The organism is Hyella patelloides LEGE 07179, from assembly GCF_900659865.1.
GTDB lineage: Bacteria > Cyanobacteriota > Cyanobacteriia > Cyanobacteriales > Xenococcaceae > Hyella > Hyella patelloides.
Map to the genome: position 1 here is coordinate 1 of NZ_LR214259.1, position 2,154 is coordinate 2,154.

Consider the following 2,154-nt stretch of genomic DNA (forward strand, 5'->3'; position numbering starts at 1 on the left):
TGTCTTTGAATTTTAGTAGTTGGGGTTGGCATCAAATCATTGTTAATTGTTAGTTGTCGATCGCTTTAAATGAGTTGGTATGATATCTTAATCTACTGGTTCGTTTGCTCATGGCTCGTCCCGTCCCATCTTCGTGGGATAATATCAAGCGGGATAATATTGTTCTTTGTTATTTACTTCTTACTTATTTGCTTGCTTGCTACTTAAAAACTTTCTCGTTTCTTAAAATTCTATTTCCCACTTCCCAAACCACCACCACGAAATTCGGGATATTCTGCTCTAGAAGGACTTGCTTGCCAATAACCGCCAATGTATACTCCAGATATTCTTGTACCTCTTCTGGGAGCATAATTATTTTGGTTTTCTTGTCTTAAGACGTAGGCTGATTGATAACGATAAGCAGCCTGAATTGTCAGAAGCGCGATCGCGATCGCCATGATAGTGTATATTTTAGTTAGCATTATCTACTCCATAGTAAAATGTCGCTGTTTTCCTGATAATTCAACAGGGCTGATTTGAACCGTACTTACGCTCTGCAAAGTTTTTGTCCCATCCCTAACTATCAAAGATGTAGAATCTACTGGTGCATCTGGTTCTATTCTGGCTTGAAAACTATAAGAACCTCGTTCTTTTAAGATCAAGAAATACTCTAGCTTTGCTGTACCTCCAGTCACTTCACCACTATCATTTTTTTTCAGAGCAACTGGTATTGTTCTAGAGTGTTTATATACCTGTTCTCCGTAAACGTTATTGATTGACAGATTAACTTTCACGTTTCGGTTAGTATTTTCGTCTAGCTCTGTATGAATTTTGACCCTAACTAAATTATCTTCTCCTCCCAATACAGCCCGTCCTTTAGGGTCGCTATCTTTAAGAGTTTTGGAGATAACTTTATTGCCACTAGCTCTTGTCGCCCATAAAGCCAAAATACCCAATATAGAAGTGTAAATGAGTCCCCACCATAAATGACTGGTTTGGATTACGCCTTTTTTAACTTTGACATCAAAAGATACCGCTAAATCTGCGGGTGCTCCAGAAACTTTTCCTGAGTCTAAAACTTCAATCACCACATCAAGTTGTTCTGCTTGTTGGGACTGAATATCCAATCCTCCTAAAAGGTCTGATTCTGACCAAGTACCAGACTCTCCTCCTTCGCGCCAAGTACCAGACTCACGCCAAGCTTCATCCATCGCCGAAACAATTACTTGACCATTTTGGTCTACTAACTGGATTTCAGACACTACCCAATGATTGTTAGGGAAAAAAGATTTAACATCAATCCGTAACGCTCCCAATTCTTTTGGTGTCAGCTTCACTGTATCAACTCTAGCTGCTTCTCCTTCGGAAACTGTAACTTGTTTATCGATTACGGTCTTTGCCAAAGAGGAGCTAAATAGCAATAACAAAAATAAAAAACAAGCAACACTAGAAGGAACATAAGCCCAACGATCTAAAAAACGAGTAGTATTCTGATGAGATATCTTAACCGCCATTAACTATTGTAGTTTTATAACTGATCTTTATTTATCTATGTATTGCAGTTATAGCAAATAATTTTATGGGTTGAGAATCTACTATATTATTGTTTTATAATTGAAATATTTAAGAATAAGCCATTTTAAAGGGATTAATTTAATTTAAGTTAACATCTCAATCTCTATTTTAAAAAGCTTAAGATACTAAATAATATAGTAATTTCAAATAGAAACCACAAGTTACTCAGTACTACTTTTCATCCTTTATGCCCTAAAGGACTTCCTTCGGTCGCGCGACGCGAAGCGAGTCCTAAGGCGGAAGCGGTATCCTTTAGGGCATCCTTCATCCTTTTACCAGTGTTTAACAACGTAAGGAAATTAATTGGAACGACTATAGTTTGTATAAATTCCAAAATATTATTATTGACACTAAATATTTTAAATTTAATTTTGATTGTACGATATTTCTAATTATCTAATAATCCTATTTATGAAAAGAAAAATTAACTAAGCTATTCCCCGATACATCAGTGTTTTCCTCATATTTACCACGCCCAACGAGGCTCAATTAACTCGTCATTAAGTAATAAGTAATAAGTAATAAGTAATAAGTAATAAGAACCTATCCCACTAATATGATTTTGGTAATCCACATATGAATAGTTGCCAAAGTCAAAAA

General features: G+C 35.9%; 2 protein-coding genes. Both read right to left on the reverse strand.

Translation table 11 applies throughout. The features are described 5' to 3' along the window. Nucleotides 1-230: 230 nt before the first annotated feature. Nucleotides 231-461: a hypothetical protein gene (locus tag H1P_RS32895; protein WP_144875640.1), complete on the reverse strand. Its 231-nt coding sequence runs from the start codon at nt 459-461 to the stop codon at nt 231-233. Nucleotides 462-464: 3 nt separating this feature from the next. After that, nucleotides 465-1,493, reverse strand: coding sequence for a hypothetical protein (locus H1P_RS32900; protein WP_144875642.1), 1,029 nt, complete (start codon nt 1,491-1,493; stop codon nt 465-467). Nucleotides 1,494-2,154: the final 661 nt, after the last annotated feature.

Excerpts from the sequence above, each read along its gene's own strand:
- H1P_RS32900 (WP_144875642.1), bottom strand. The coding sequence starts at position 1,493 with ATGGCGGTTAAGATATCTCATCAGAATACTACTCGTTTTTTAGATCGT.
- H1P_RS32895 (WP_144875640.1), bottom strand. The coding sequence starts at position 461 with ATGCTAACTAAAATATACACTATCATGGCGATCGCGATCGCGCTTCTG.